The organism is Brevibacterium sp. FME37 (assembly GCF_014897485.1).
Taxonomy (GTDB): domain Bacteria; phylum Actinomycetota; class Actinomycetes; order Actinomycetales; family Brevibacteriaceae; genus Brevibacterium.
Window position 1 is genome coordinate 44539 of the sequence record NZ_JABUYE010000012.1, and the last position, 20512, is coordinate 65050.

Annotated in this window: 22 protein-coding genes, 1 tRNA gene, 1 other RNA gene and 1 pseudogene; 11 read left to right on the forward strand and 14 right to left on the reverse strand. The window is 64.4% G+C overall.

What is annotated here, in order from left to right:
* Window positions 1-59: 59 nt before the first annotated feature.
* Together INT29_RS13915 and INT29_RS13920 are read right to left on the reverse strand one after the other, a co-directional pair.
* Window positions 60-872 (reverse strand): YidC/Oxa1 family membrane protein insertase, encoded by an 813-nt coding sequence (locus INT29_RS13915; RefSeq protein ID WP_009883201.1) that lies wholly within the window; start codon window positions 870-872, stop codon window positions 60-62.
* Between the two features lie 191 nt (window positions 873-1063).
* Window positions 1064-1351: a hypothetical protein gene (locus tag INT29_RS13920; protein ID WP_226823736.1), complete on the reverse strand. Its 288-nt coding sequence runs from the start codon at window positions 1349-1351 to the stop codon at window positions 1064-1066.
* 182 nt (window positions 1352-1533) lie between these two features.
* Between INT29_RS13920 and INT29_RS13925 the strand changes: the two genes are divergently transcribed.
* The 5 genes from INT29_RS13925 to INT29_RS13945 all read left to right on the forward strand — a co-directional run bounded on the left by INT29_RS13925 (window position 1534) and on the right by INT29_RS13945 (window position 5341).
* Window positions 1534-2193, forward strand: a complete 660-nt coding sequence (locus INT29_RS13925) for a ClpP family protease (RefSeq protein WP_009883199.1) — start codon at window positions 1534-1536, stop codon at window positions 2191-2193.
* Window positions 2190-2771, forward strand: coding sequence for a ClpP family protease (locus INT29_RS13930; RefSeq protein ID WP_069599611.1), 582 nt, complete (start codon window positions 2190-2192; stop codon window positions 2769-2771). Before INT29_RS13925 ends, INT29_RS13930 begins: the two co-directional genes overlap by 4 nt.
* A gap of 92 nt (window positions 2772-2863) precedes the next feature.
* Window positions 2864-4264: a sensor histidine kinase gene (locus tag INT29_RS13935; protein ID WP_101638775.1), complete on the forward strand. Its 1401-nt coding sequence runs from the start codon at window positions 2864-2866 to the stop codon at window positions 4262-4264.
* A complete protein-coding gene (locus INT29_RS13940; RefSeq protein ID WP_101638776.1) occupies window positions 4261-4935 on the forward strand; it encodes a response regulator transcription factor in 675 nt (224 codons plus the stop codon). The genes INT29_RS13935 and INT29_RS13940 overlap by 4 nt, the downstream gene beginning before the upstream one ends.
* 118 nt (window positions 4936-5053) lie before the next feature.
* Complete coding sequence (locus INT29_RS13945) at window positions 5054-5341, forward strand: SHOCT domain-containing protein (RefSeq protein WP_101638777.1); 288 nt, start codon at window positions 5054-5056, stop codon at window positions 5339-5341.
* An 18-nt stretch (window positions 5342-5359) separates the two neighbouring features.
* On the opposite strand, the gene INT29_RS13950 is transcribed toward INT29_RS13945, so the two are convergent.
* Window positions 5360-5698, reverse strand: a complete 339-nt coding sequence (locus tag INT29_RS13950; RefSeq protein WP_009883194.1) for a helix-turn-helix domain-containing protein — start codon at window positions 5696-5698, stop codon at window positions 5360-5362.
* Window positions 5699-5891: 193 nt separating this feature from the next.
* Here INT29_RS13950 and INT29_RS13955 point away from each other — a divergent pair, with 193 nt between their 5' ends.
* Window positions 5892-6920 carry an iron-siderophore ABC transporter substrate-binding protein gene (locus INT29_RS13955; protein WP_096168475.1) on the forward strand — a complete coding sequence of 343 codons (1029 nt, stop codon included), beginning with the start codon at window positions 5892-5894 and terminating at the stop codon, window positions 6918-6920.
* On the opposite strand, the gene INT29_RS13960 is transcribed toward INT29_RS13955, so the two are convergent.
* On the reverse strand, window positions 6910-8367 hold the full coding sequence (locus INT29_RS13960; RefSeq protein ID WP_096146593.1) for an Ig-like domain-containing protein: 1458 nt from the start codon (window positions 8365-8367) through the stop codon (window positions 6910-6912). The genes INT29_RS13955 and INT29_RS13960 overlap by 11 nt on opposite strands.
* Window positions 8368-8548: 181 nt before the next feature.
* Window positions 8549-8644, reverse strand: an RNA gene (gene ffs / locus INT29_RS13965) — signal recognition particle sRNA small type.
* A 161-nt stretch (window positions 8645-8805) separates the two neighbouring features.
* On the opposite strand from ffs, the gene INT29_RS13970 reads away from it, so the two are divergent.
* A tRNA-Ser gene (locus INT29_RS13970) sits at window positions 8806-8893 on the forward strand.
* A 379-nt stretch (window positions 8894-9272) separates the two neighbouring features.
* Window positions 9273-9713: pseudogene (locus INT29_RS13975) on the forward strand (LLM class flavin-dependent oxidoreductase); the annotation flags it as partial.
* A gap of 19 nt (window positions 9714-9732) precedes the next feature.
* Here the strand turns inward: INT29_RS13975 and INT29_RS13980 are convergent.
* The 4 genes from INT29_RS13980 to INT29_RS13990 form a co-directional block, all read right to left on the reverse strand.
* Window positions 9733-10815: a SpoIID/LytB domain-containing protein gene (locus tag INT29_RS13980; protein WP_226842043.1), complete on the reverse strand. Its 1083-nt coding sequence runs from the start codon at window positions 10813-10815 to the stop codon at window positions 9733-9735.
* A 42-nt stretch (window positions 10816-10857) separates the two neighbouring features.
* The gene (locus tag INT29_RS20205; RefSeq protein WP_226831500.1) at window positions 10858-11307 is read right to left on the reverse strand and encodes an LGFP repeat-containing protein; all 450 of its coding nucleotides are present in this window, start codon (window positions 11305-11307) and stop codon (window positions 10858-10860) included.
* A gap of 124 nt (window positions 11308-11431) precedes the next feature.
* Window positions 11432-11965: a type 1 glutamine amidotransferase domain-containing protein gene (locus INT29_RS13985; RefSeq protein WP_009883189.1), complete on the reverse strand. Its 534-nt coding sequence runs from the start codon at window positions 11963-11965 to the stop codon at window positions 11432-11434.
* A gap of 238 nt (window positions 11966-12203) precedes the next feature.
* Entirely contained in the window at window positions 12204-12905 is a 702-nt protein-coding gene (locus tag INT29_RS13990; protein ID WP_096146596.1) for a hypothetical protein, read from the reverse strand.
* 275 nt (window positions 12906-13180) lie between these two features.
* Here INT29_RS13990 and INT29_RS13995 point away from each other — a divergent pair, with 275 nt between their 5' ends.
* From INT29_RS13995 to INT29_RS14005, 3 genes are read left to right on the forward strand one after another with little or no spacing between them, the layout of a single operon-like run.
* Complete coding sequence (locus INT29_RS13995) at window positions 13181-13588, forward strand: YciI family protein (RefSeq protein WP_009883187.1); 408 nt, start codon at window positions 13181-13183, stop codon at window positions 13586-13588.
* Window positions 13589-13612: 24 nt separating this feature from the next.
* The gene (locus INT29_RS14000; RefSeq protein ID WP_096146597.1) at window positions 13613-14797 is read left to right on the forward strand and encodes an RNA polymerase sigma factor; all 1185 of its coding nucleotides are present in this window, start codon (window positions 13613-13615) and stop codon (window positions 14795-14797) included.
* A gap of 9 nt (window positions 14798-14806) precedes the next feature.
* Window positions 14807-15478, forward strand: a complete 672-nt coding sequence (locus INT29_RS14005) for a DNA alkylation repair protein (RefSeq protein ID WP_096146598.1) — start codon at window positions 14807-14809, stop codon at window positions 15476-15478.
* 28 nt (window positions 15479-15506) lie between these two features.
* Here the strand turns inward: INT29_RS14005 and INT29_RS14010 are convergent, their stop codons facing one another.
* The 5 genes from INT29_RS14010 to INT29_RS14030 form a co-directional block, all read right to left on the reverse strand.
* Complete coding sequence (locus tag INT29_RS14010; RefSeq protein WP_096146599.1) at window positions 15507-16310, reverse strand: ABC transporter ATP-binding protein; 804 nt, start codon at window positions 16308-16310, stop codon at window positions 15507-15509.
* Window positions 16307-17392: a FecCD family ABC transporter permease gene (locus tag INT29_RS14015; RefSeq protein ID WP_069599617.1), complete on the reverse strand. Its 1086-nt coding sequence runs from the start codon at window positions 17390-17392 to the stop codon at window positions 16307-16309. Before INT29_RS14015 ends, INT29_RS14010 begins: the two co-directional genes overlap by 4 nt.
* Window positions 17389-18429, reverse strand: coding sequence for a FecCD family ABC transporter permease (locus INT29_RS14020; RefSeq protein WP_009883182.1), 1041 nt, complete (start codon window positions 18427-18429; stop codon window positions 17389-17391). Before INT29_RS14020 ends, INT29_RS14015 begins: the two co-directional genes overlap by 4 nt.
* An 18-nt stretch (window positions 18430-18447) precedes the next feature.
* Window positions 18448-19455, reverse strand: coding sequence for an iron-siderophore ABC transporter substrate-binding protein (locus tag INT29_RS14025; RefSeq protein ID WP_226829582.1), 1008 nt, complete (start codon window positions 19453-19455; stop codon window positions 18448-18450).
* 178 nt (window positions 19456-19633) lie between these two features.
* A complete protein-coding gene (locus INT29_RS14030) occupies window positions 19634-20452 on the reverse strand; it encodes a helix-turn-helix domain-containing protein (protein ID WP_009883180.1) in 819 nt (272 codons plus the stop codon).
* Window positions 20453-20512 lie beyond the last annotated feature (60 nt).

Here is a 20512-nt window from a genome sequence, read left to right on the forward strand (position 1 = left end):
CACCTGCACGGCACGGGGCCGGATCGGAAGCGATGTCTTCCGGTCCGGCCCCGCTTCATTCATGCGGCAGGAACTGCCTCTTCCTGCTCGTGAACCTTGAGGACACGGTTGAGCACGAGGCGCTCTGTCAGGGTCCAGGCTGTCGTCGTCATCAGGTAGAGCGTGGCAGCTAGAGGCACAAACAGTGCGATGACCGCGGTCATGAAGGGCATGAAGCTCAGCACCCTGGTCACGCCTGAGAGGTCCGGCATGGCGGGTCCCTCGGTGGTGGAGTTCTGGCTGCCAGACGCCCGGACGGGCGGGGTCTGCGGCATATCGGGGGTGAGCAGATGCCGCGAGAGGGCAGCGACGACGGCGATGATGATCACGATGACGCCGAAGACTGCGGCCGAGACCACGCTCAGGTTCCCTCCGGTCAGGAGACCCACGAAGCCGGCGTTGAGGGGGACGCCCAGCAGGGAATGGTTGAGAAGGTCATTGGCGTGCCCGCCGATCGTGGATTGGATGAAGATTCCATAGACGGCCATGAGCACCGGCATCTGGGCCAGCACGGGCAGGCAGCCGGCCATCGGGGAGGCCTTTTCCTCCTTGTAGAGCTCCATCATCTTCTGCTGCATAAGCTCGGGGGTCTTCTTGTACCGGGTCTGCAGCTCGGTGATCTTCGGTGCGAGGCGTTTGCGAGTGATGCCGGCTCTGACCTGTGAGAGCCCGACGGGGATGAGCACGGCGCGGACGATGATCGTGAGCACCACGATCGCCAGCGCAGCACTTGCGGTGCCAGCCAATGGTTCGAGCAGAGTCGTCAGCCAGGTGACGACCCAATAGGCGGCGTTGACGAGCAGTTCGATGGGTGGAAATTCGTAGATGTTCATGGTGATGGCCCTCCTGGGCGCTGCCGATGCAGGCAATTCGGCCGTGCAGCGTTGAGCAGCAGTGGTGATGTCGTCATGGACGTTCAACGACCGAACGACGCAGGGCGACACCACAGGCGGGATCCGTTAGGGAAACAGGCAGGAGTGGCGTCGGCGACCGTGCTTGAGGAGCACGGAGATCACGTCGTCGGTCAGGCGAAGGAGCGGACGACGAAGGAGGGGGCTCTGGCTTGAGCGGTGCCCGGAGTGCCGGGTTCCTCGGGCATGCGGAATTCGCGAACCTCGGTTCGCTCTCCCCGTCCCCAAAGACCGCGAGGAGACTGAGGAAGGAACCTGAAGAGAGCCCTTGCCAACCACGGTGCGACCGGCGACAGCAGTGCCGCACCGAGCAGCACGAGGACGATCAGATGCATCGACGACTGAGGAATGACCGTATCGGCATCGGCGCTGAGAAGCACCACGATGAACTGAACTGTCATCCACAGATTCAGCATCATTCCGTCTCGGCCTTCCCTTGACACAGTCGGGGTTTCTCGCCCGATTTTATCACGGCAGCACCATCACACCGGGCGCACAGGCACGCCGTCCGCTCACAGCGGCACCCTCCTGCTCAAGGCGGAAAAGACTTCCGACTCGGCACAGCCAGCTCCAGTGTGGAGGCATGAACACACGAATCGCACATCAGAATGCTCACAACCGACCCACCTCACCATCGCCGAGGTTCGCCGACGGTGACGAGTCCACGACGACGACCCGCATCCCCGAGTCCCAGAGAATGCTCTACGCCTACCGTTCGGTGGTCTTCAACGGGGAGCTGCGCGATGAGAACGGCATGGAGATCATCTCGCGACTCATCCTCCTCTCCGCCGAAGACTCCCACAGTGACATCCACCTGTGGATCAACTCACCGGGCGGATCGGTGCCGATGATGCACGCGATCGCCGATGTGATCGAGACTCTGCCCAACGATGTGGTCACGGTGGCGTTCGGGTGGGCCGCCTCGGCGGGGCAGTTCGTGCTCATGATGGGCACCCCCGGCAAACGACTCGCCCTGCCCCACGCCCGGATCCTGCTGCACCAGGGATCATCGGGCATCGGGGGAGCGGCCGCTGACATCGAGCTGCAGTCCGGGGACCTGCGCACCGTCCGGGACACGGTCCTGCATCGCATCGCCGAGGCGACGGGAAAGACCTATGAGCGCGTCTTCGAGGACTCCCTGCGCGATCGGTGGTTCACGGTCGAACAGGCACTGGACTACGGGCTCATCGACCGCATCGTCGAGTCCCCGGCCGATCTGCGCGGCGGGATCGGTGCGCCATGAGCCAGTACACGATTCCGAATGTCGTTGACCGCTCGGGTGGCGGGGAGAAGATCGTCGACGTGTATTCCCACCTGCTGGGCAACCGCATCATCTACCTCGGAGTGCCGATCGATGACGGGGTGGCGAATACGATCATCGCCCAGCTGCTCCACCTCGAGGCGAGCAGCCGAGAACTCCCGATCCAGCTGTACATCAACTCACCGGGCGGATCGCTGACGGCCATGACCGCCATCTACGACGCGATGCACCACATCGGTGCGCCCGTGGCGACCATCTGCGTGGGGCAGGCGGCCGCTGATGCCGCGGTGCTCCTGGCAGCTGGCGAACCCGGTCAGCGTTCGATGCTCGAACACGCTCGAGCGGTGCTGCGCCAACCCCATGCCGAGGGTGCTCGCGGGGCAATCCCCGATCTCATCGTCGCCGCCGACGAGATCGCCCGGCAGCGCCGAGATGTTGAGGCGATGCTGGCGAAGGGCACCGGGCGCAGTGTGGACCAGATCCATGCCGACCTCGACCGGGATCTCGTGCTCAATGCGCAGGCGGCCCGGGACTTCGGCCTCGTCGATCAGATCCTCTGAGTTGCTCCCGGGCCGCGGTACTCCGCGGGAAGTCCGGTCGGATACTCCCGTGGTACGACGTTGAATCCGGTGTCAGTGACTACGATCGGAGGATGAGCCGATCCTGGCGTGCCGCCGCCGAGGCGAGCGATCCCGATGCTGATCGTCGCGTCCGTCGTCGACCTCGGCTGCTCCTGGTTGCCCTGAGCGTCCTGGCCCTGCTCCTGCAGCTGCCCTTCGCCGTGTTCATGGCCACCCACGATGGTGTCGATGCCCTGGCCGGGGGCGTGCGCATCGCCGTGGCCCTGCTGTCCCCGATGATCTTCTTACTCTGTGCACGATGGCCGGGCCCGAGAGTCGCGATCATCGCCGGGCTGACGCTGGTTGACTTCGTCGTCTGGGCCGCACTGGCGGGATCCAGCCTGTCCGGTGCGTGGAGCCACGGTCCAAGTAATCGTCCCTGGTCTGGGGAGGGTCCGGGCGGAATGTGGGCGCAGGGGCTCACCGGACCTGAGATGACACCGTTCTATGCGGCGTTCCTCTTCGCTCTCGTCGTGGCCATGGTCCGCGGTCATCAGATCTGGGCCATCGCCTCGGCGGCCGGTGTCTGGTTGGGTGCCCTGCTGCTCGGTCCCTTCCTCGGTGTCGACTGGTCGGTGGGGCGTGTGGCCTCTGCGACGATCGGTCTGCTGATGACCCTGAGCATCGGAGCCTTCGCTCGGCGCAGGCACGAAGGCAGGAGGCTCGCGGCCGAGGAGGCGCAGGCCCGGCACCAGGAGGTGATTGCGGCCGAAAGGCTGCGCATCGCCAGGGACCTCCACGATGTGCTGGGCCATTCCCTGTCCCAGATCAACGTGCAGGCCGGTGTGGGCGAACACCTCATCGACCGGGACCCCGAGCAGGCCAGACGGGCGCTCGCCGCCATCAAGGAGCTGAGTCGAACGGGACTCAACGAGGTCCGTTCAGTGCTCCACACGATGCGCTCGGATGCTGCCGGCCCAAGCGATCTCGACTCCGACGCGGCCGGCACTGACGCGGCCAGTGCCGACGCAGGCGCAGCCGAGCCGCTGGCCCCAGTGCCGGGCCTCGACGAGCTGCCGGCACTCATCGCCGCAATGACCGGGCGACCAGCCATCCACCTCGATGACCGGCGCGAGCTCCGAGCCGACGGTACTCGAGAGAATCCCGGCAGTGCCGCGGATGCGGCCGCCTACCGGATCGTGCAGGAGGCGCTGACGAATATGGTCCGCCACGCTGCCGCCAGCCAGGCGAACGTCAGAGTCTTCCGTGAAGGCGAGTTCCTGCACCTCGAGATCAGTGACGATGGCCAGGGAACAGAGAACGCGATGCACGGGCGAGACGAAGGCACCGGAATCATCGGGATGCGGGAGCGGACGAAACTTCTCCACGGAACCTTCGCGATCACCTCGGCGAGCGGGGACGGCACGCACATCAGCGTCCGGCTGCCCTGGACCAGCGGACACGGACGAACAGATCGGCAGGCTCAGGCATGAACGATATCTCGGTGGCGATTGCCGATGATCACCAGCTGGTTCGCGCCGGCTTCGCTTCGCTGTTGGATGCGGAACCGGGCATCAGCGTGAGTGTGCAGGCCTCCGGCGGGGAAGAGCTGTTGGAGAAACTGGCAGCGACGCCGGTCGACGTCGTGCTCATGGACATTCGGATGCCCGACGGTGACGGACTGTGGGCCACCGAGGCGATCGCAGCCGATCCCGACCTCGGGCACGTTCGGGTGGTGCTGGTGACGACCTTCGGCCTCGACGAGTACATCGTGCGCGCGGTCAGGGCGGGTGCCAGCGGATTCCTGCTCAAGGACACCGAACCGGTCGACCTGATCCGAGCGGTGCGCGTCGTCGCCGAGGGGGAGGCGCTGCTCTCACCGGAGGTGACCCGATACCTCCTGTCGAGGATGTCCCTGGGACTGCGGGCGGAGCCGGCGAAGCATCTCGACGTGCTGACACAACGTGAACGAGAGGTGCTCGCCCTCGTCGGGCAGGGACTGTCGAACGACGAGATCGCGGCGCAGCTGGTGCTCTCACCGCTGACGGCGAAGACCCATATCTCGCGCATCATGAGCAAGGTCGCCGCACGCGACAGGGTCCACCTCGTCGTGCTCGCCTATGAGTCCGGGCTGGTCTCCCCGGGCTGGCTGCGCGAACAGTAGGAGCTCATCCTCAGCGAGTACCCGAAGTGACTCCCAGCGGGGGATTCGCCGAGGCGGCTGCAGGAGTTGGATTGATGTCATATCCACGAGCGACGTGGATTCCTGACAAGGAGGCATTATGAACATGGAACACGGACCCGCGGCCTGGCCGTTCTTGTTCCTCATCCCGATCTTCTGGGTGCTCATCATCGGACTGGTCGTCACTCTCATCATCACGCTCACTCGGCGTCGTTGGCGCCAAGCCGGGGGACCGCCCTGGGCAGATGGTCAGGGCCGATTCGGGTCGACGAAGAACGCGGAGGCGACACTGTCCGAGCGTTTCGCCCAAGGTGACATCGACGAGGCCGAGTACCGAGGCAGACTCGAGGTTCTCAGGGCCAATCGCCTCGATTCGGGTACAAGCTGAGGCACCCGGCCGGTGTGACTAGGCCACGAGGGACAGCTGCGCCCGTCCGGTGAGCCCGAATGCGGGCACCGTCGCGGGCGCGGCTGTCGGCGTTGAGCCGGCGGCGAGGACGAGCACCTGGGGGAGTGCGAGGCCGAGGACTATGGCGATTGCCTCGATGACCTCCGAAGAGGGATCCTTGAGGCCGCGTTCGACCTCGGACAGGTATTGGGTCGAGACTCCCGAGCGGCGTGAGACCTGAGCCAGGGTCAGGCCCAGCTCGGTGCGGCGCAGCCGCAGCACCCTCCCGAGCATCTCGCGCCACAGGAGCGCCGGAGTCCGGTCGGCGTACGCATCTGTGACGTGAAGTGCATCCATGATGCGATCCTAGGAGGAATCGACGAGGTTGACGCGGATTTCTGCTCTGAGCAGACGAATGCCGGCTGCCCCGCCATGTCCTTGAGCGGGACCAACGCGCGGTCGAGTTGCATCCAGGCCGCGAAGTTAAGTTAGGCTGTCCTTTGTTAAAGTGGAGAGGTCGACCACGACCCTCACCGACGAAAGGGCAGGAATGTCAGCTCATCTCACTCGCCGGGCCATGGCCATAGGCACCATCGTCACACTCGCCTTCAGCGCGAGCGCCTGCAGCCAGGACTCGGCGGATTCTGCGAAGTCAGCCTCCGACGACTTCCAGACCGTCACGATCGAACACGCACTGGGCAAGGCCGTCATCGAGGCCGAGCCCAAGCGCGTCGTGACCCTCGGGCAGGGGTCGACCGAGACCGCCATCGCGCTGGGCAAGACACCTGTCGGCATGGAGGAGTACGCCTGGGGCAGCGATGACACCGGCTATATGCCGTGGATCCATGAAGCCGTGACAGAGAAGGGCGAGGAGCTGCCGAAGCAGTTCCAGGGAGATACCGAGCTCGATGTCGAAGCCATCGCCGAACTCGAACCAGATGTCATCCTCGCACCATGGTCCGGCGTCACCGCAGATCAGTACAAGCAGCTCGACGCCATCGCACCCACGGTCGCCTACCCCAAGCAGCCGTGGACGATCGAATGGGACGAGCAGATCACGACCATCGGCAAGGCCCTGGGACAGGAGAAGGAATCCGAGGGGCTCGTCGATGACATCAAGACGCAGCTCTCCGAGGCCAAGCGGCCCGAATACGAGGGACTGACGTTCTCTTACATCTACAACGACGGACCGGGCACCCTCGGAGTCTTCTACCCCAACGAGCAGCGAGTGGCGATGGTCTCGGCTCTGGGTCTGACTCCTGACCCCGTCGTCGACGAACTCAAGAAGAACTATGACGCCCCGGGTACGGATTCCGCGCTCATCGGGCTGGAGAACGCGGACAAACTCGACGACTCCGACCTCATCTTCACGTTCTACTCCGATGAGAAGAGCAAGAAGGAGATCAAGGCACAGAGCGTGTACGCGAACATTCCGGCGATCAAGTCCGGCGCGGTCGTCGCGCCCGAAGACCAGCCGTTCGTCACAGCCTCATCGATCATCAACCCGCTCACCGTCCCATGGACGCTCAAGCGCTATGTGCCGATGATCGACAAGGCCGCAGAGAACGTCAAGAAGTAGGCAGCGCGCTCATCTTCTTCCAGTCATCCCACTCATAGACCCAGTCGGAGATGTCGCTGGCTGCGGTCGACAGGGTGGCATTCGAACCGGTGATCTCGACCGGGTCGCCGAAGATCGCCGAGTCGTAGTACTGCTTGGCCCGTTCGGTCGAGAGGTTGATGCAGCCATGGGAGACATTCGCCGACCCCTGAACCCCGGTCGACCAGGGCGCGGCATGGATGAACTCTCCGTTGTTGTGGATGCGCACGGCCCAGCGCACATCGGTTTCGTAGTCCCACTGCTCGGAGGTCATCGTGTAGTCCGAGGCCTTGGACATCACCACATGGGTTCCGTTGTAGGACGGGGACTTCGCAGCACCCAATGAGGCCGGGAAGTTCATGACCTCTTTGCCGTCGCGCGTGACGACCATGCGGTGGGTCTTGGCGTCGGCCTTGACGACCTGCTTGCGGCCGATGTCGAAATCGAGTGTGAGATCGTTCTGGCCGACGGTGTCATCGGTCGTGGGAACGTTCTTCAGCGGCACGTCGACGGAGACCTTCGAATGCGCGGGCCAGAATTCCTTGGGACGGAAGTGCAGTCGCGACTGCGGGTCATCAGGCAGCCAGGCCCATGAGCCTTCGACTTTGCGCTTCTTCCCATCGTTGTCCGTGACCTTGACCGACAAGCGGTGCTCGACGTCGTCACGGTACTTCTTGGCCACCGTGGATCCGAAGGTGAGGATGATCGGAGCTCCGACGCCCACGGTCTGGTCATCGGAGAGGATCGTGCGCACCGCCATCGGCGAGGCGTCGCCGGCCGAAACCGTGACCGTGGAGGTGAAATCGTGTTCCTCTCCATCCGCCGAGGTGGCTGTGGCCGAGAGCTCGTATGTGCTGTCGGCGACGAGGTCGTAGGCAGACATCCAGGCCGCGGCGTCGTCGGGGGCGGTGATCGCGTCTGAGTCTTCTGAGGCTGATTCGCTTGGAGTCGAAGATCCCGCCTTCGCGTCTTCGGTGCTGTCTGCTGCTTCGAGTTCGCTCCCGGCGGTGTCGAAGAAGACTCCGGGATCGGTCTTGATGCGCGGGTGGTCGGATTCGGTGATGGAGATGTCGCTCAGCGCCGCGTTCTCGACGCTGAGGCTGATGCGCTCGCCGGGGGCAGCTGTTGTCTCTGCACCGGGTTCGACCACTTCGCCGGTCTGCTGGGGAGCAGAAGTCTGTGTGCTGGTGGGCGTAGCCGAGGCGGTGGAGTTCGAAGCCTTCGCCGACGAGCCCTGTTCCGTCGCCTGGGCTGCCTCGGCTTCGGAGACGCTCCCTATTCGGAACACCGGCTCGGCTGCGGCCTCGGCTTCGGCCGTCTTCGCACCATCGCGAGTCGCGTCGGGGTCAGAGTCTGCCGGGGTGCAGGCCGTGAGTAGAGCGAGTGCTGAAAGGGCAGCAACCGCCCCGTGAATCTTCTTGGGTGACAAAACAGGGATCCTCGTTCGAGCAAAGGGATGAGAGCTGCAGACCATGCTAGTGAAGCCAAATCACGAAAGTATTAAAGCAGTGGCTGAATTCCTCGGGAAAAGGCCATTTATCGTCGTTGAGATGGGCCCTGACCTGGACTGACATAGGGGAGGGGGAGTTGTGGAATTGTAACCTTGAGAATCGAAGGACTCCCCGTGCACCCGCCAGAGCTCGCTTACCCTTGCTGCCTTCCGGCCCTGGGGGAGTTCACAAGATGACGCCGCACGGGGAGCCATCGATCAGTGTAGTCGAGAGCATCCTCGAGGCACAAAACGAGGTCCGAAGCCAGGTCCGGTGCGGCAGGGACTGGAGGGGATTCTATCTGCGATTAGTGTGATGGTTCACACTTGGCCATCTTGATTTCGCATTGTCGACACGACTCATATAGGCTGGCTCGCGGAGGATTCGCCTAGTGGCCTATGGCGCTCGCCTGGAACGCGGGTTGGGTTAACGCCCTCAGGGGTTCGAATCCCCTATCCTCCGCCACGGGAGTCCCGGTCTCGCAGTTTCTGCGGGCCGGGACTTCGTCGATTCACCCGGTTTCGAGCCGAGCGCGGGCCTCGCCGTCGCCTTTCGGGCATCCCTCACCGTTCGTGGCAATCCGGATTGGCCGTGGCATTTCCTACTGGTGCCTCCGCATCCCTCACCATTCGCAGCACTACGCACCGGTGCAACGGGGTGGTGCGCCGGTGAGGGTGAGGGATGCTGAGTGGGCCGCAGCGCAGGACCGCTGCCCGAGGCGCAAATCGCATGACGCCCCGTGGCGGAATGCCTCATTGTGACGGTGCGCGGCGGCCCGCGAAATCTGCTCGCCGTGTGTGGTCTGTGTCTCAGTAATCTGGCACAGCTCGCCCGCACACAGCACTCGGAGGTGGCCCGCGCCCACAATCGGAAAGTCCGTTTCGGACTCAACGGGTTCGTGATCGTCCGCGACACCGAAGCCGAAGCCTGCGACCAGCTGTGCGAGATCATCGCACACGCCGACGCCGAGGCGGTCGAAGGATTCCGCGAGTCCGTGCAGACCGCCGGAGCCGCGACCTCGGATAAGAAAGGCATGTGGGCGGATTCGAGCTTCGAAGACCTCGTGCAGTACAACGACGGCTTCCGTACCCAGCTCATCGGAACCCCCGAACAGGTCGCCGACCGCATCATCGAATACAAGAAGATCGGCGTCGACCTCATCCTCACCGGCTTCCTCCACTTCCAGGAGGAACTTGAAGCGTTCGGCAAGACCGTCATCCCGATCGTGCGCGAGAAGGAAGCCGAACTCGTCAACAGGGGACTGCTCACCCCTGCCGGAGTCTGAGTCAGCCAGTCGGTTTCCCTCAGGCCACGCTGAATGACGCGGACTTGAGCTTCAGCTTCGTTCGCAGCTGATCGCCGGTGAGGCTCGCGGTCTTCCCCTTCACCGAGGTGGCTTTCACCGTCTTCACCAGACCTGAGCCGGTCTTCGCCACCGCCACAGACCGGACGTCTGCCAGCCCGAAGGCCCGTGCCATGTCGGCCTGCTTGGCCGTCACCGACCACGAGGCGTTCGGGTTCTGCGCAGAGGCATACTTCGACGGAGAGTCATCGACCGAGACCAGGTACGGCACGGCCGACCCCCACACCTCGGCAGCCGAATGCGTCTTCGACCCGGCCGACGACGAGTAGACAGCATCGATGAGCCCGCCCTTGTAGGTGATGAGGCGCGCCGACCTCACCGTCGACCCGCTCGTGGTCTGTGTCGCGGCCACGGCCTTGCGCCATGGACCGGAATCGCCTGCATTCTCATGAGTCCACCCGAGGAAACGCTGCGAGGCCACCTCGTCATAGACGTTGCACCCGCAGGCCGGCTTCACCGCACCGAGATTGCGGTAGGCGTAGGTGCGCGAAGCGATGGCCTGACTGCGCAGGACCTCGGACTGCCACGACGCCGGCATCTCGGCGATGCCCGGCAGATATTCCTTGTTGAGACCCACCACGTTGATGACGTTGAGCGAGCTCTTCAGCTGACCGATCTCGAGCCGTCCGTGTCGGTAGGTGCCGGTCGCCCCGTTCTGGGCACCGCTGACCGACACCGTCGTCGCCGACGAACTCTTCCAATATCGGGTGCTCTGCCATTCGAGGGTGAGCTTCGACCCCGAATAGCTCTTCGACCCGACGGTCGCCTTGACCGAACCGGATGACGTCCGTTCGATCGTGACCTTCGAGCCCGATTCGATGGTCTTCGACCCGACCTTGACCCGCAGACGGCCGGACCGCGGAGTGACCGTCACGGACTTCTTACCGGTCAGCAGCTGCACCTTGAGACTGGCGTCGGCGTTCTTCGACATCGTCGTGACCTTGGCACCCGTGTAGTAGTGTTGCAGGATCTGCGTCGACGACTTTCCGGCTGTCGCCATTCCGCGCGCTCCGTACTGGCTCATCCCGACCCCATGGCCGAACCCCGACCCCTTGATCGTGAACGACTACGGCGCTTTCGTCAGCGTCACCTTCGCCCCGGATTTCGCCGTCCACACGATCATGCCGTTCTGGAACTTCTGCCGGGCCTCCGAACCTGAGCGGTATTCGTTGCTCGTCGGATAGCCGAGCGGACCGCGTTCCCACCCGGACTTCTTCCATGCTGTGCGGATCGCGCCCAGAGTCGCATGGGCGCCGGTGGCCTTCGTCCAATGGATGCTGCCGTGCTTGAACGACTGATAGCAGCCCTTCTGGATCAGCGTGCACCGCTGTGGGCCGACCGCTGGGCCGAGCTTGCCGGAATTCCCACCGAGCGATTTGTGCATCGTTCCGATCGCACCCGAAGTCGCATAGGCAGCATGTGCCGGAGGCTGTGTGGAGCAGAGAACGAGAAGGAACCCGATGAGCAGTGCCGCGAGGGTAGGAGTCGTCGCCTTGACAAACGGGGAAGCTGGCATGAGTAGGTCATAAGCGCGGCTGTCAAGACCCCAGGTGACGAACAGACGAACTCCCCGGAACGATCGTTCCGGGGAGTTCTTCGCCGAGGTGGTTCCGCCTCGGCGAAAGAGGCATCGTTCCAGGTCAGCTGAACTTATCAGCGATTGCCTTGTTGAAGGCGTCGAGGTCGTCGGGGCTGCGGGAGGTAATGAGGTTGCCGTCGACGACCACCTCGGTGTCGGCCCAGTCGGCTCCGGCGTTGATGAGGTCGGTCTTCGTCGAGATGAAGGACGTCAGCTTCCGTCCCTTGGCCACTCCCGCCTCGGCGAGGATCCACGGAGCATGGCAGATGGCCGCGACCGGTTTGTCGGCGGCGAAGAACGCCTTGACGAGGTTGACGGCGTCCTCATTCAGACGCAGGGCATCGGAGTTGAGGGTGCCGCCGGGCAGGACGAGGGCGTCGAAGTCATCGACCGAGGCCTCGGCGACGGGAACGTCGACGTCGAAGGTCTTCGCGTGCTCCCAATCGCCTTCCATCGCCTGCAGAGTCCCCTCTGAGGGGGAGACGATGACGGTCGTCGCTCCGGCCTCGTCGAGGGCTGTGCGGGGGCTGGTCAGTTCGACCTGCTCGACGCCGCTGGTGAGGAGGAATGCGATCTTCTTGTCAGAGAGTGCCATGATGGTGCTCCTTGTCGGTTGTGATTGGTGAGGTTGTCGAATCTGACATGGGCTCGGCTGGCCGAAACCTCGAGGCCGACGTGCAGCTGGGCCGACGCCTACATTGGACACAACAACGGAAAGTGCAGAGTTGTTCCAGATCGCGACGAACGGATTCCCCTGGTCGGGATGACCAGGGGAATGCGATTCGGGGATGCGAGACGCTCGAGGGGTACGTTTCGCGGGCTCGGCGGACGGCTCAGATGTTCGGGAACTCGAGGCTGTAGCCGATGCCGGACTGCGACGCCGAGGTGATCTTCACAGTGCCGTAGTGATTCTTGCCGGCAGCGGTGACGGTGCAGTTCTGCGATCCGCTGTGGGAGAAGATCCGCAGGTCGGAATAGCAGTCGACGGTGTCGACCGTGGTGCCCTGCTTGGCGTAGGCGTTCTTGATGTCCGCCTCGAGAACGTCGGCGGGGATCTTGCCGTTGCCGTCGGCGTCGAGTTCGACTCCGTCTTCGCCGATCCGCGGGCCCTGGTAGCCGTTGTCGGTCGTGCCGCTCGACGACGATGATCCGCTCGAGGTGGAGTCGCTCGAGGACGACGATCCGGTCGACGACGAGCCGTTCGAGGTGGAGGAGCCACTCGCCGAGGAGGCGCTGGACGAATCGGTGGATCCGCCGCTGCCGGTGGTGCCGTTGTCCGTCGTGCCGCTATCGCTCGTGCCGGACGAACCCGAACCGGCGGAGTCCGAGGTGGAGCCCGAATCCGATGCCGGTTCTTCGGCGGTCGTCTCGGTGTCCTCGGTCTGCTGCGCCTGCTGGCCGTCCTGCTCCTGGCCCTGTTCCTGCCCCTGGCCTTCTGGGCCGAAGGTGATGTTCATATCGCAGGCCGAGAGTGTCAGGGTCGCGGCGAGAGCTCCGGCAACGGTGATGGTTTTGAGAAGTGTCTGTGCCTTCATGATCTTCTCCTGGTCTCGTGTGCAAAAAGCGGTCGGTGTTTCGTACAAGACAAGCCTCTCAGCGCGGAGCCGTGACCTGGGCCGATTCGTGTTCGGATCCGGTGACGCATGTTCCAGGACGGACACATCGGCCTATTCTGGGACTGTGTTCGATGACCGGAGCCGAAGAGAAACGAGAAAACTTCGCCGCCGATGTCGAGAACACGAGTCCGGCTGCGTCCCAGACATGTCAGCGAGCACATCCCGTGCGAGCGGCACGAGACAAGGAGACCATCATGGCCAAGTACCTCATGCTCAAGCACTATCGGATGCCGGAGCAGTATATGGATTACACCCCGATGGATCAGTGGAGTCCCGACGAGGTCGACGCGCATGTGGCGTACATGAACGCCTTCGCCGACAGACTCAAGGACTCCGGCGAATTCGTCGACTCCCAGGCACTCTCGCCCGAGGGCACCTTCGTCCGATCCGGCGGACCGGGCAAGCCTCCGGTCACCGACGGTCCCTTCCCCGAGACGAAGGACCTCATCGCCGGGTGGATGGTCATCGACGTCGAGAACTACGACCGCGCTCTCGAACTCGCCGGTGAGCTGTCCGCCGCACCGGGCAAGGGAGGAGAGCCGATCAACGAATGGCTCGAACTGCGCCCCTTCCTCGACCACGCACCCAGCGTGGACGAATGATCAGGGACGCGAACGGAGTTCGCGATGATCGATCGGGATCCCCTCGCCGAGGCGGAGCTGCGTGAGCTCGTCCCCGCCGTGATCGGCATCCTCGTCAGTCGTGGAGCAGACTTCGCGACCGCCGAGGACGCCGTTCAGGACGCGCTCATCGAAGCCCTGCGATCGTGGCCGTCCGACCCGCCCCGTGACCGGCGGGGCTGGCTCGTGACGGTGGCATGGCGGAAGTTCCTCGACATCGTGCGATCTGAAGGATCGCGGATGAAACGCGAGGAACGGGTCATGGCCGCCACTCTCGCCGAGCCCGAAACCTCGTCCGAACCCGGGACGGACGGCGTCCCGAACGCCGATGACACCCTCGACCTCTACTTCCTCTGCGCCCATCCCGACCTCAGCCCCGCCTCGGCGGTGGCCCTGACCCTGAGGGCGGTCGGCGGACTGACGACGAAGCAGATCGCCGCAGCCTATATGGTGCCCGAGTCGACGATGGCTCAACGCATCAGCCGAGCCAAATCCACGATCGCAGGGTCCCGGCTCAACCGACCCGGCGGCCTGTCCTCGGTGCTCACCACCCTCTACCTCGTGTTCAACGAAGGGCACTCGGGCGAGGTCGACCTCGTCGCCGAGGCGATCCGACTGACCCGCACGCTTGCGTCGATGATCGACTCCGCCGAGGTGGACGGACTGCTCGCCCTCATGCTCCTCCACCACGCCCGCCGCGATGCCCGCTTCGGCGCCGACGGTCGCCTCATCTCGCTGGCCGATCAGGACCGCACCCTGTGGGATCAACGGCTCATCGTCGAGGGCATCGAGATCCTGCAGGCAGCCCTTGGTCGGGACGAACTCGGCCAGTATCAGGCACAGGCCGCCATCGCGGCACTCCACGCCGATGCGCAGACGGTCGAGGACACCGACTGGGTGCAGGTCGTGGAGTGGTACGACGAACTCCTCAAGCTGAACGAGAGCCCGATCGCGTCCCTCAACCGTGCCGTTGCGATCGGTGAAGCCGACGGACCGGTGGCCGGACTGGCCGAACTGGGCAGACTCGATGAGACGCTGCCGCGCTACTTCGCCGTCGAGGCCCACCTGCGAGAACGGGCAGGAGAAGACGAGGCGGCGGCGAAGCTCTACGTCGAAGCCGCGGCCAAGGCGAGCAACCTCGCCGAACGCGACCACCTCATGCGTCAGGCAGCTCGCCTGAACTCGCGGTAATCTGAGCGCATGGTCGAAGCGAACGTGGACAGCGTCATGGAGACATTGGCGGCGATGGAGGATCCCAAGGCTCGTGCCGTCAACGAGAAGCACGGTGATGATCACGGTGTGAATCTGAGCAAGCTGCGGGCCGTGGCCAAGGAGCTGAAGAAGAACGACGAGCTCGCCGTCGAACTGTGGACCACCGGCGATACCGCGGCGCGCCTCGTCGCGATCCTCATCATGCGTCCCCGCAGCTATGACGCACAGCATCTCGATGCCATGCTGCGCGAGGCGCGTGTGCCGAAGGTCCACGGCTGGCTGGTCAACTACATCGTCAAGAAGTCGAAGCATGCCGAATCGCTGCGCCTGGACTGGATGGACGACCCTGATCCGATCGTGGCGTCGGCAGGCTGGGCACTGACCAGCGAGCGTGTGAACAAGTCACCCGAGGGCCTTGACCTGTCCGGTCTCCTCGACACCATCGAGGCGCAGATGCTCGGCGCCGATGAGCGCCTGCAGTGGGCGATGAACGAAACCCTGTCCTACATCGGCATCGAGAACGAGGACCTGCGGCCACGGGCCATCGACATCGGCAACCGCCTCGGCGTCCTCAAGGACTATCCGACCCCGCCGAACTGCACGTCGCCCTTCGCCCCGACCTGGATCACGGAGATCGTGGCCCGCAGAGCAGGGGCCTGAGTCAGATCAGAAGTCTGACGCACAGGAATCAGCTCAGAGTGCGGTGACGGCCGATCGGGAGCATCAGCGGCTGACCGGAGACAGGATCCTCGATGACCCTGTTCTCGAGACCGAACACGTTGCGGACATTGTCTTCGGTGAGCACCTCGGCGGGAGCCCCGGAGGCATGGATCCCGCCGTCGGCGATCATGACGAGCCGATCACAGTACCGTGCGGCCAGATTGAGATCATGCAGGACCATCACGATAGTCACGCCTGAACCCTGGTTGAGTTCGGTGAGCAGATCGAGGACCTCCACCTGATGGTTGACGTCGAGGAAGGTGGTCGGTTCATCGAGCAGGAGGATGTCGGTCTGCTGGGCGAGGGCCATTGCGATCCACACTCGTTGCCGTTGGCCGCCGGAGAGTTCGTCGACGGGACGGTCGGCCAGGTCCGCGGTTCCGGTGGTATCCAGAGCCTGGGCGACAGCGAGATCGTCCTGGGCATTCCATCGTGAGAAGGCCCCCTGGTGGGGATGGCGACCGCGTCCGACGAGATCGGCGACCGTGATGCCCTCGGGAGCGATCGGTGTCTGTGGGAGGAGTCCCAGGGCCCGCGCGAGCTGCTTCGCCGGCATCGTGTGTACCTGTCTGCCGTCGAGGATGACAGCGCCGGATCTGGGCGTCAGCAGTCGGGACATCGATTTGAGCAGCGTGGACTTGCCGCAGGCGTTGGCCCCGACGATGCCCGTGATCTGGCCGGGCGGCAGGGTCAGATCAAGTCCCTTGATGATCTCTGTGTCACCGTAGGCCAGATGCAGGTCCTGGGCGGCAAGCGAATGGTCCTTGGTCACAGGGAACCTCCCGAACGATTGATCCTGATGATGAGATAGATGAGGTAGGGGGCACCGAGGATGCCCGTGACGACTCCGACCGGGTAACGGGTGCCGAGGCCGAACTGTCCGACGAGGTCGGCGACGAGCACGAGCAGGGCTCCGACGAGTGCGGCGGGGATGAGCGGCGAGGGTCCCGGCCCGATGAGTCGAGAGGCGATCGGGCCCGAGAGGAAGGCGACGAAGGCGACCGGTCCGGCAGCGGCGGTGGCGAAGGAGATGAGGCCGACAGCGGCGACGATGACGAGAAGCCTGGTCCTCGACACACGCACTCCCAACGCTTCCGCGGTCTCGTCCCCGAGCTGCGTGATGGAGAGGTTCCTCGACTGCCCCAAGAGAATGGGAACCAGCACGATGAGCGCGCACAGCAGCGGCACGACCTTGTCCCAGCTCGCCCCGTTGAGGCTTCCGGCCAGCCACCGCAGCGCCTCCTGCAGATCCCACTGCGCGGCCCGGGTCAGCTCCCAGTTGATGAGCGCATTGAGCATTGAGGAGACGCCGATGCCCACCAGAATCAACCGGATACCGGCCGCGCCATTCCGGTAGGACAACATGTAGATGACCAACGCCACCGCAAGACCGGCGACGATGGCCATGACCGAGACTCCCGTGCTGCCCAGGCCCAGAGTCACGATCGCGAACACAGCCGCGGCCGAAGCTCCGGAGCTGATCCCGATGATGTCGGGGCTGGCCAGGGGATTGCGCAGCATGGTCTGGAACGTCACCCCGCCGAGGCCGAAGCTCAGACCCACGAGGAGCGCGAGAACGGCTCGGGGGAGTCTCAGGCGCCCGACCGTGAAGGTGGCGCCGGGGACCTGATCGCCGCCGATGACGCGAAGGACCTTGTCGAAGGAATAGAAGGTCTGACCGACCATGAGGCTGAGCAGGAAAGTAAGCAGCACCAGCCCGCTGAAGATGAGGACGAAGCCGGTCCAACGGGCGGAGCGTCGTCTCCGCAGCTGTGCCACGGCAGCGATCGTCGATGTCGATTCTGCCGTGCTGGTCGGCGCGAGGAGTGGGTTCGCGGGGTTCGGTGGGGTCACAGCGAACGGACCTTCTGTCTGCGGACGATGGCGATGAAGAACGGGGCGCCGATCAGCGCGGTGAGGATGCCCACGTCGAGTTCGGCCGGTCGAGCGATGATGCGACCGAGGATGTCCGAGGCTGTGAGCAGTGCGGCTCCGGTGACTGCCGAGAACGGGATCAGCCAGCGGTGATCGATGCCGATGAGCAGACGGCAGGCATGGGGGATGACGAGCCCGACGAAGCCGATCGGTCCAGCGACGGCGGTGGCTGCCCCGCAGAGGAGGACCGCACCTGCAGCGGAGACCATTCTGGTGGTGCCGACGTGCTGTCCCAGCCCGGCGGCGAGCTCATCGCCGAGGGCCAGGGCATTGAGGCCAGGCGCCGAATAGACGCTGATGAGCAAGCCGACGATGAGGAAGGGAAGGATGAGTGTGACCGAATCGAACGTCACACCCCCGACCCCGCCGATCTGCCAATCGCGTGCCAGATCCGCGATGTCTCCGCGGGGGAGGACCACGGCGCTGATGAACGACGACAGTGCAGCGGCGGTGGCCGCCCCGGCCAGGGCCAGCTTGAGCGGGGTCGCACCCTGCCTCCCGAGTGACCCGACCGCATAGACGAACACCGCGGTGAGAGTGGCGCCGACGATGGCGAACCAGATGTAGCCGTCGGCCGTTGACAGTCCGAAGAAGGCGATGCCGATGACCACGGCCAGGGACGCGCCGGTGTTGACACCGAGGATGCCTGGGTCGGCCAGAGGATTCCTCGTCACGCCCTGCATCACAGCCCCGGAGATGCCCAGAGCCGCTCCCACGCACACGGCGAGCAGGGTCCGCGGAATGCGTTTGGCGACCGCGGCCTGATCGAATCCCGCGGCCGACCCGCCGTAGGCGGCAAGAACGTCGTCGAGGCCGACGTTGCGGGAGCCGATCATCGTGGACAGGATCATGAGGACGGCAACCACTGCAAGAGCGGCCAGCATCCATGCGAGGCGGACATGAGTCGACCGCCGCAGCTTGGCGGCGGTCGACTCGACTGTCGATTGTGACGTCATCGTGTGAAGTGTCCGCTTCTACTTCGCTGCCGTGGCGGCCTTGTCGAGTTCGTCGAGGTAGTCATCGAGAACGAAGGAGATGGACAGCGGTGTGGGGTTCGTAGCAGTGCCGAGCGGGGCATCACCGGGCAGGTTGACGATCGACTTGTTCTTGACCGCGGGCATCTGAGACAGCAGCTCGTCGTCTTCGAGCGTCGTGACCAGGTCGTCGCCGCCGTAGGTGACGATGATGTCGACATCGTCGAAGACGTCGGCCTGTTCGGCGCTGACGGTCGAGGAGAATTGATCGGTCTCGTCGGAGGCCTTCTGGATGCTGGCGGGTGCCTGCATGCCCAGGTCCTCGAAGAACATGGCGCGGGTGTCATGCGTGGTGTAGAAGTTCACCTCGGACAGGTCCGAGGGATCCACGTGGGTCAGGAACATCGTCGACATGTCCTTGATCGCAGGGTGGTCGGCGACCGCCGAGTCGATCTCGGTCTCGAGGTCCTTGACGAGCTCCTCGCCTTCCTCTGCCAGACCGATCGCCTTGCTGTTGATCTCGATCATCTCTCGCCAGGGAGTTCCCCAAGCGGTCTCCGGGTAGGCGACGACGGGCGCGATCTCGCTGAGGGTGTCGTAGTCCTCCTGGGTGAGACCGGAATACCCGGCGAGGATGACGTCGGGCTGGGTATCGGCGACAGCCTCGAAGTCGATGCCGTCGGTCTCGTCGAAGAGAGCCGGAGTCTCTGCATCCAGCTCCTCGAGCTTGTCTTCGACCCAGGGGAGGACGCCGTTGCCGTCATCGTCGCCGAAGTCGGCACTGGCCATGCCCACCGGGACGACGCCCAGTGCCAACGGCACCTCGTGGTTGGCCCAGTTGACGGTGGCCACCCTTTCGGGCTTCTCCTCGATCGTGGTGGTGCCGAGTGCGTGCTCGATAGTCACCGGTGTCCAGGACTCGTCGCCGCCCTTCGCATCTGCGGGGGTCTCGGTAGATGAGCAGGCGGTGAGCACGAGTGCGGTGGACATGGCTGCTGCAACGGTCATTGCGCGAAGCGGACGGGACATCTCTTCCTTTCGGAGGTGCTTCTCAGCACACCCCAGAAGCGAGATTGAGTTAGGTGTGCCTAAACAAACTATCGGAGGAATCGCCTGCGCGCAATGGCGTATTTACGACAGATGATTTCGCGAAACGGACACGAGTGATCTTCAGCTCGCGTGCTCCTCAGTTCGCGCTGGGGCGGAACTGTCCCGGTGTGGTGCCCGTGATGCGCTTGAATGCAGTCGTGAATGCACTGACCGAGCGATAGCCGACGCCGGCGGCCGCTTCGTCGACCTCTCCGCCGAGGCTGATCATGCTCACCGCGTGCTGGACCCGTGCCGTCGTCGCCCAGCGCCCGAAGCCGAGACCCGTCTCTGCCTCGAAGGCGCGGGTGATGGTGCGGCCGCTGATCCCCAGTTTCCTCGCCCAGTCCTGGAGACTCGAGGCATCCGCCGGGCCCTCGATGATCGCGTTGGCGATCGGAGCGATGAGCGGATTGCTCGGCATGTGAAGCAGAAGCTCGTTGTCCGCTGGCGTCATGACGTCGAGGATCATCGCCTCGGTGAGTGAGTAGGAGGAAGTCCCCGGATCGGTGTGCTGAAGTCGATCGAGAAGGAGCCGGAGCAGAGGGGTGATGGCGATGGCAGTGGGCCGATCGCTGACAAGCGGGTTGTCGAGGCTGAACTGCGCGGCGTAGACGACGACGCCGGCGGGCGTCCATCCGGAGTGCCGTACTCCTGCGGGAATCCACATCCCTAAGGGCGGGGTGATCGTCCACGTGCGCTGATCGATCGTGACCGTGCCGACCCCGGCCTCGCGCCAGAGCAGCTCATGTGTCGGATGCGAATGTTCGGACCAGTAGGTCTCGTGCTCCATCGCCTCCTGGGAGCCGATGATCCGCAGCGGCATCTCCACCTGACCTGCGGTGTAGCTCGGCAGCGTCCGTTCGGAGGCCGTCGCCACGCGTGCGGTCTTGGAGCGGAAGGGTCTGATCGTGGGCACCTCACCAGGATAGGCGCAGCCGACCGCGATCTGCGCCCCCGACCTGGGCAGGCGCAGTGA